Raw genomic sequence first — 9,272 nt, forward strand, 5'->3', positions numbered from 1 at the left:
ACCGCGGCCTCCGTCGGACCGTACAGGTTGTGCACAGCCGTCCCGGTCAACTCCCGCAACCGATGCGCCGGCTTCGGCGCCAACGCCTCACCCGAAGAGAACACCAACCGCAACGAACCACACCGCGCCGCACCCGAATCCGCGGACACACCCGGCAAGGCCGCCACGAACACCGTGAGCATCGACGGCACGAAGTGCGCCACCGTCACACCCTCGGTATCGATGACCTCGGCCAGATACTCCGGATCCCGATGGCCTTCGGGCCTGGCGACGACCAACCGCGCGCCGATCTGCAACGGCCAGAAGAACTCCCACACCGACACATCGAACGTCGACGGAGTCTTCTGCAACACCACATCCGAAGCGGTCAGACCGTACTCGGACTGCATCCACACCAGGCGATTCACGATCGCCGCATGCGAGACCGCCACGCCCTTCGGACGACCCGTCGAACCCGACGTGAAAATCACATACGCCGTATTCGACGGACGCAACGCCGCCACCCGATCGGCATCCGTGACCGAGGCATCGGCGTAGCCCGACAGCTCCAGCGTGTCCAGGGCCAGTACCGGCACACCTGTCCCCTCGGGCACGGCACCGGCATCGGATGTCGAGGTCAGCACGCAGACCGGTCGCGCGGTCTCGAGCACATACGCGGTCCGCTCCGCCGGATGCTCGGGATCCACCGGTACATACGCACCACCCGCGGTGACCACCGCGTACATGGCGACCACCAGATCCACCGAGCGCCGCAGCGCCAGACCGACCAGCGATTCCGGCCCCACGCCCTCGGCGATCAGCAGCCGCGCCAGACGATTGACCCGTCCGGCGAACGCCGCATAGGTCAGTTCGGCGCCCTCGAACGACACCGCGACCCGATCCGGATACCTCGCGACCGCCGCGGCGAACTCGTCCGGTAGCAACCGTGAATCGACCGCGTGGTGGGTCGCGTTCCAGCGCTCCAGCACCAGTTCGCGTTCGGCCGGTGCCAGCAGATCGATATCGCCGACGGCGACGGACGGATCGGCGACGATGCCGTCCAGCAGCCGGACCAACCGGTCCGCGATACGGCGCACATCGGCCTCGTCGAACATGTCCTGCCGGTACCCGGCCCGGATCCGCAGCGTGTTGCCGAGCGCGGCGACCAGGGTCAGCGGGTAGTGCGTGGCGTCGATGCCGGCCAGGCCGGCCACCGTCATTCCGTCGATATCGGTGGCCTGCGCCTGAATACCCGCGGCATCCACCGGATACGACTCGAACACCAGCAGGGTGTCGAACAGCGCCGCCATCCCCGCCGCGCCCTGGATATCCGCCAGACCCACATAGTGGTGATCCAGCAGATCGGCCTGTTCGGCCTGGACCCGGGCGAGCACCGTCCGCACGGACTCGTTCTGATCGAACCGCACCCGCACCGGGATCGTGTTGATGAACAACCCGACCATGGTCTCCACGCCGGGCAGTTCCGGCGGGCGACCGGAGACGGTGGCGCCGAACAGCACATCGTCGCGACCGGTCAGCCGGCCCAGCAGTACCGCCCAGGCCAGCTGCAGCACCGTGTTCGCCGTCACGCCGACCTCGGTGGCCAGCGCGGTCATCCGGGCGGTGGCCGCGGTATCCAGCCCGAACTCGTACTCGCCGGACAGCGTGGTGATCTCGGAGCCGCCCGCTTCGGGGCGGCCGAGCAGGGTCGGTTCCTCGACTCCCGCCAGCGCCGCCCGCCAGGTCTCCAGCGAGACCTCGCGATCCTGGCGGCCGACCCATGCCAGGAAGGTCCGGTAGGAGTGGACCGCCGGCAGCACCGCGGCATCGCCACGGACCGCATACAGCGTCAGCAGATCCCGCATGAGCAGCGGCATGGACCAGCCGTCGAGCAGGATGTGATGGTTCGCCACCACGAACTGCCAGGTATCCGCGCCGGTCTTGATCAGCGTGAACCGGAGCAGCGGCGGCTCGGCGAGATCGAAGCGCCGCAACCGGTCCGCCTCGATGAGGTCGGCGGCCGTCCCGGCGCTGCTGCGGTCGTGCTCGGTCCAGTCGACCGGCATATCCTTCAGCACCACCTGGACCGGGTGGCCCTCGTGATCGGTGACGAAGGCGGTACGCAGGTTCTCGTACCGATCGACCAGGGCCTGCGCCGCCGCACGCAGACGGGCGGCGTCCACCCGGCCGGTCAGCGTGAGCACCACCTGGCCGGTGTACACATCCACCGAGGTCTCGGCGATCTGGGCGTGGAACAGCATGCCGGCCTGCAGCGAGGACAGCGGCCACACATCGGCGACCGGGAAACGCCGCTCGATCCCGTCGACATCGGACTGCGACAGCGCGACCATGCCGAAATCGGACGGGGTGTGCCCACCGGCGCCCGCGGAATTCGCGTGGCGCGCGACCGCTTCCAGCGCCCGCGTCCACAACTCGCCGAACTCGCGGACCTCTTCGGCCCCGAGCAGGGTGGTCGGGTAACCGATCCGCGCGATGAACTCGTCGCCGGCGACGACGGCGTTGATATCCAGCAGTGCCAGCGCCGGCATATCCGCGTCGAATGCCGCGTCCACCACCAGATCGGCGGGCAGCCAGCCGAACTCGCGCATTTCCGGGGACAACTCGCCCGAACCGGCGGACCGGCCCAGGTAGTTGAAGCTCACCTGACCCGGCAGCTCGACCGGCAATTCGCTCGCGGTCCGCGGGTTCAGATGGCGCAGCAACCCGTAGCCGATGCCCTTGTCCGGCACCGCGAGCAACTGTTCCTTCACCGCCTTGAGTGCCGCTCCCAATGCCGGGCCACCGGCGAGCGCGTCCTCGAAATCGATACCGGCCGGCGCGAACCGCACCGGGAAGACGGAGGTGAACCAGCCGACGGTGTGGGACAGATCGGCACCGGGCACGACCTCTTCCTCACGACCGTGACCCTCGAGCCGGATCAGCAGCGGATCATCGATCGCCGCCGCGGGTACCCGCCGCGCCCGCCAGGTGGCGGTGGCCAGGACGAGCGCGGTGAGCAGACCGTCGTTCACCCCGCCGTGGAACAACGCCGGCACCGTGGTGAGCAGCGCCCGGGTGACCTCGGGCGACACCCGCACCGAATAGGTGTCGACCGTCGCGGCGGTATCGACCGCCGGGTCCAGCGCGCGGTCGGTCAGCAGCGGATCGGCCGTATCGACGACGGTCCGCCAGTAGTCCAGTTCGGCCTCTCGCTCGGCGCTGCGCGCATGCGTCTCGAGCGCATGCGCCCAGGTCCGCATCGAGGTGGTCGGCTCCGGCAGTTCCGGCAGGAGCCCGGCGCTGTGCGCACCGGCGGACAGCACGAAGTCCGGGACCAGGATGCGCCAGGACACGCCGTCGACGACCAGGTGATGCGCCACGACCACCAGGTATCCCGGCCGGGCGGCGGTATCCGGTTCCAGCCAGACGAACCGCACCACCACGCCGTGGCCGGGATCCATGCGATCCAGGGCCGCGTCGACCGCGGCGGTGGCCGTTTCGAGCACCTGCTCATCGGTGGCGGCGGCATCGAACACGGTGTGATCGATGAGCGCGTCCACGTCGACCGAACCGGGCTCGACGGTCTCCACGACCCATTCGCCGTCCACGACGAACAGGCGCGACCGCAACATATCGTGCCGGTCGAGCACCGGACCCACCACCGCGGCGATGGTTTCGCGGGTAACGCCGATCGGCAGACTCAGCGGCGTCAACTGATGGAAACGCCCGAACGAGCCGAAGCGTTCGACCATCGTCCGCACCACCGGGGTGAGCGGCATACGGCCGACCCCGCCGCCCGGCAACTCGGCCAGGGTCCGCACCGCGCCGTCGACGAATTCCGCGAACTCGGCGACCGACGCCAGGCCCGACACCGTGCGCTTCTCGAACACCTGGCGCGGGGTGAACACCACACCGCGCGATTTGGCCCGTGACACCAGCTGGATGGAGACGATGCTGTCACCGCCGAGGGCGAAGAAATCGTCGTCCGCGCCGACCCGCTCGACGCCGAGGACCTCGGCGAAGATATCCGCCAGGATCTCCTCGATCGGCGTCGAGGCGGCCCGGAATTCCCGGGTCTCGAACACCGGTTCCGGCAACGCGCTACGGTCCAGCTTGCCCGAGGCGTTCATCGGGAACGTCTCGAGGGCCACGAAGGCCGACGGCACCATGTACGACGGCAGCCGACCGTGCAGATGTGCCCGCAGCTCGTCGGTGGTGATCGTCGCGCCGGCCACCGGCACCACATACGCGACCAGGTGGTCACCGGTACCCGCGTGCCGCAGGATGACCAGCGCCCTCGCGACGGCGTCCATTTCGGTGAGCGCGGCCTCGATCTCGCCGGGCTCGATCCGCTGACCGTGCAGCTTCACCTGGAAATCGCTTCGGCCCAGGTACTCCAACTCACCCGCGGCGGACCAGCGCACCAGGTCACCGGTGCGGTACATCCGTTCGCCGGCGTGGAAGGGATCCGCGACGAAACGCGTGGTGGTCAGATCGGGCCGGGCCAGGTAGCCGGGCGCCAGCTGTGCGCCACTGATGTAGAGCTCACCCTGGACACCGGCGGGCACCGGCCGCAACCGGTCGTCGAGTACGTAGGTCCGGGTGTTGAGACCCGGGACGCCGATCGGCACGGCTCCGGTTTCGACCCCGGACACCTCGTGGGCGGTGACATCGACCGTGGTCTCGGTGGGCCCGTACTGGTTGAACAGGCGGGCACCGGTGCGTTCCCGCAATCGCCGCGCGAGGTCGCCGGACAGCGCCTCACCGCCGACGACGATACTGCGCAGCCCGGCCCAGGCCGCGGGCTCGGATTCGGACAGGAACACCGACAGCAGCGACGGCACGAACTGTGCCATCGTGACGCCTTCGTCGGCGATCAATCCGGTGAGGTACGCCGCGTCGCGGTGACCCTCCGCATGCGCGATGACCAGGCGGGCGCCCAGCTGCAACGGCATGAAGAACTCCACCACGGACGGATCGAAGGTCGCCAGGGTGCGGTTCAGCAGCACATCGCCGGCCCCGAGTTCGTGCCGTTCGCGGGTGGTCGCCAGGTAGTTGAGCACGGCCCGGTGCGAGACCGGGACACCCTTCGGCCGGCCCGTGGAGCCCGAGGTGAAGATCGCGTACGCGGTGTTGTCCGGCCGCAGCGGCCGGAGTCGATCGGCGTCGGTGAGCGCGGTGCCGGCGACACCGGACAGATCCAGCCGATCGATACGCACCTGCCCGGCGATCGCCGGATCGAGGTCTTCGCCGGAGGTCAGCACACAGATCGGGCGCGCTGTATCGACAATGTACTCGAGCCGGTCCACGGGCTGGTCCGGATCCAGCGGCACATACGCGCCGCCTGCCGCGACCACCGCGTACGCACCGGTGATCAGGTCGATCGACCGGCGCATGCCCAGCGCGACATAGGTTTCCGTCCCCACACCGGCATCGCGCAGCCACCGCGCCAACCGGCGCACGCGGCCCGCGAACTCGCCGTAGGACAGACCGGTGCCCTCGTAGGTCAGCGCGACCCGGTCCGGGGACTCCGACACCACCCGGTCGAACCCGTCCAGCAACAGGCCCGGCTCGACGATACGGTCGGTGGCGTTCCACCGGTGCAGCACCAGCTCGCGTTCGGCCGTGTCGAGCAGCTCGAGCTCACCGACCGGGGCCGCGGGATCGGCGACGACCCCGGCCAGCACCCGCAGGTACCGCTGCACGAATCCCGCCACCGTCGCGTGGTCGAACAGGGCGGTGGCGTAGGTCAGGTACCCGCTCACGCCCGCCGCGGCACCCGACGCGTCGTAGGTGTCGCTGAGAATCATGCTCAGGTCGTAGAGGGAGACCTCGGTCCCGGCGTCCACTCCGGACACCGAGAGACCGGGAATTTCCAGACTGGTCTGCGCGAGGTTCTGGAACGCGAAGCCCACCTGGAACAGCGGGTGCCGCGCCGTGGACCGCACCGGGTTCAGCGCCTCCACCAGCTGTTCGAACGGCACATCGGCATGCGCGAGCGCCGCGATATCGATCTCCCGCTGGCGCGCCAGCAGGTCGGTGAACGATTCCCCGCCCTCGACCCGGGTCCGGAACACCAGCGTGTTCACGAACATGCCGATCACATCGTCGAGGGCGGCCTCGCCCCGACCGGCCACCGGAGTACCGATCGCCACATCGTCGGTCGCCGCCAAACGGGCCAGCAGCAGCGCGAACGCGGTATGCGTCACCATGAACAGGGTCACGCCCTGCTGCCGCGCGAAGTCCTGCAGCGCCTGATGCAGGCGCGCATCGATACGCACTTCGACTCGGCCACCGTCATACGACTGTGTCGCCGGCCGCGGGCGGTCCATCGGCAGATCCAGCTGCTCGGGCAGATCCGCCAGCGCCGACCGCCAGAAGTCGAGCTGTTCGTGCGCCAGCGACGAGGGATCGGCGCCGTCGCCCATCAGGTTCCGTTGCCAGATCGCGAAATCGGCGTACTGGACCGCCAGCGGCGCCCAATCCGGTGCCCGGCCTGCCGCCCGTGCCGAATAGGCGGTCATCAGATCCCGCATCAACGGCACCGTCGAGGCGCCGTCGCCGGAGATGTGGTGCACCACCGCGGCGAGCACGTATTCGTCTGCCGCGTCGTCGATCCGCAGCAGCGTCACCTGCACCGGCACCTGCTGGGCGACATCGAACGACACCGACGCCAGCTCGGTCACCACGGCCTCGACCGCATTCGCGGCCACCGTGCGCATCTCGAGGACCGGTACCGCCCCCGTGACCGGCAGCACCACCTGCGCCGGACCGGATTCGGTCTCCGGATACACCGTCCGCAGCACCTCGTGCCGCGCCACCAGATCCGTGACCGCCAGTCGAAGGGCGTCCACGTCCAGCGCACCCGACAACCGGATCACCAGCGGAATGTTGTAAGCGGCCGCACCACCGTCGAACCAGTTCAGGAACCACATGCGCTGCTGCGCCAGAGACAGCGGGATCCGGTCCACGACCTCCCCCGACGGCAGCACCCGGGTCGGCCGCGGCTGCGGCACCAGCGCCGGACGTCCGCCGGAACCCACCTGCTCCTCGAGCCGGGCGGCCAGCGTGCCGACGGCGGATGCCTCGAACAGCATCCGCACCGGCACCTGCGTATTCAGCGCCGCGCCCAGACGCGCCACGACCTGTGTCGCGAGCAGCGAGTTCCCGCCGAGGGCGAAGAAATCGTCCTCCGCGCCGACTCGCTCGATACCGAGCACATCGGCGAGTACACCGGCCACGACCCGCTCGACCGGTGTCGACGGCGCCCGGAACTCCCGTGCCTCGAACGCAGGCTCCGGCAAGGCCCGGCGATCCAGCTTTCCGGCGGGGGTCAGCGGGACCTCGTCGAGCACCATGACCGACGCCGGCACCATGTACGACGGCAACCGCTGCCCGACGAACTCGCGCACCTCGGCCACGTCGATCGAGCGCCCCGCTACGGCCACCACGTACGAGACGAGGGAGACCACGCCCGCGGCGCTCTTGTGTCCGGTCGTGACCGCGAAGTCGACGGTGTCGTGCGCGGTCAGCGCCGCGTCGATCTCACCCAGCTCGATACGGAAACCACGAACCTTGACCTGGAAATCATTACGGCCGACATACTCCACCACGGGATCACCCGCGGCGTCACGACGCCACCGCACCACATCACCCGTGCGGTAGAGCCGGGCCCCGGGCTCACCATAGGGGTCGGCGACAAAACGCTCAGCGGTCAAACCGGCACGGGCATGGTAACCACGCGCCAGCTGGATACCACCGACATACAGCTCACCGGCCACACCTTCGGGCACCGGGTTGAGACGGTCGTCGAGCACCAGAGTCCGCATGCCTCGCACCGGGCCACCGATCGTGACCCGATCACCGGCGTGCAGCACACCACTGATATTCGTGGCCACCGTGGCTTCGGTCGGACCATAGGCATTGTGGAACCGACGCGCCACCCCACCCTCCGGCGTGGTCGACCACTTCGCCACCAGGTCCGCCGAAATCGCCTCACCACCGGCGATGATCACTTCCATGCCCGCGAGGTCCGCCGGATCCAGCGAAGCAAGTACCGACGGCGTGATCAGGCCGACCGTCACACCCTCGCGGGCGATCAGCTCACCCAGTTCGGCACCACCGTAGGTACCGGTCGGCACCACGACCAGCGCACCCGCCGAACCCACCGCCAGCAACAGCTCCAGGATCGAGGCATCGAAGCTCGGCGAAGCGAAAGCCAACGCCCGCGAACCCGGGGTCAACCGGTAGCGCTCGACCTGTTCGGCACTGAAGTTCGCCAAACCGGCATGCGAGACGACAACACCCTTGGGCAAACCGGTCGAACCGGAGGTGTAGATGACATAGGCCGTATTCGCCGGAGTCAACGGCCACACCCGATCCGCATCGGTGATCGGATCGGCCGGATACGTATCCAAAGCCAGCTCGTCGAGCACCAGCCAATCCACCGAATCCGGCAGATCCGCCCGCACACTCGACACCGTGATACCCACCGCGGCACCGGAGTCGGTGAGCATATGCGCAATGCGATCCGCCGGGTAAGTCGGATCGATCGGCACGAATGCCGCACCCGACTTGGTGACAGCCCACTCCGCCAGCACCGAATCCGCCGACCGCGGCACCGCCACCGCCACCAGATCCTCGGCACCCAGGCACCGCTCGATCAGCACCTGCGCCAAGCGGTTCGACCGCTCGTCCATCTCGCCATAGGAGTACCGGACACCCTCGAACACCACCGCCGGCGCCGCCGGATCCACCGCCACCGCCGCGGCCAGCAACTCCGGCAACGTCGACACCGGCACCGCCGCACCACCCGTGCGGGACAGGATTTCGGCACGCTCGGCCTCGTCGAGGATCTCGATCGACCCCAGTGCGATATCCGGGTCCGCGGCCACCGCGGTCAGCAACTGCCGGAACCGGGTGATCACGGTCCGGATGGTCGCCTCGTCGAACAGTTCGGTGGCGTAGTTCAGGAACAGGGTCATTCCGCCGGAGCCGTTGTCGGCCAGCGTGAACTGCAGATCGAACCGGGCCACGTCCTCCACGAGGTCCAGCCCGGAGACCTCCAGACCTGCCAGATCCAGCACCGGCTGCTCATTGTTCTGCAGCGACAGCGCCACCTGGAACAACGGATTACGCGCCTGCGAACGCTCCGGCGACAGCAGATCCACCAGCCGCTCGAACGGCACATCGGCATTGCCGAACGCGTCCAGATCGACCTGTCGAGCGCGGTCCACCAGCGCGGCGAACGATTCACCGGAACCGACATTCGTCCGCAACACCAGCGTGTTGAC

General features: G+C 68.7%; 1 protein-coding gene. It reads right to left on the reverse strand.

All coding sequences use genetic code 11. From position 1 onward, the window contains the following. A partial coding sequence (locus tag ACLML9_RS25730) for an amino acid adenylation domain-containing protein (RefSeq protein WP_411947935.1) occupies positions 1–9,272 on the reverse strand: 9,272 nt, incomplete at both ends.

It is taken from the genome of Nocardia sp. NPDC002869 (genome assembly GCF_046764065.1).
Lineage (GTDB): Bacteria > Actinomycetota > Actinomycetes > Mycobacteriales > Mycobacteriaceae > Nocardia > Nocardia rhamnosiphila.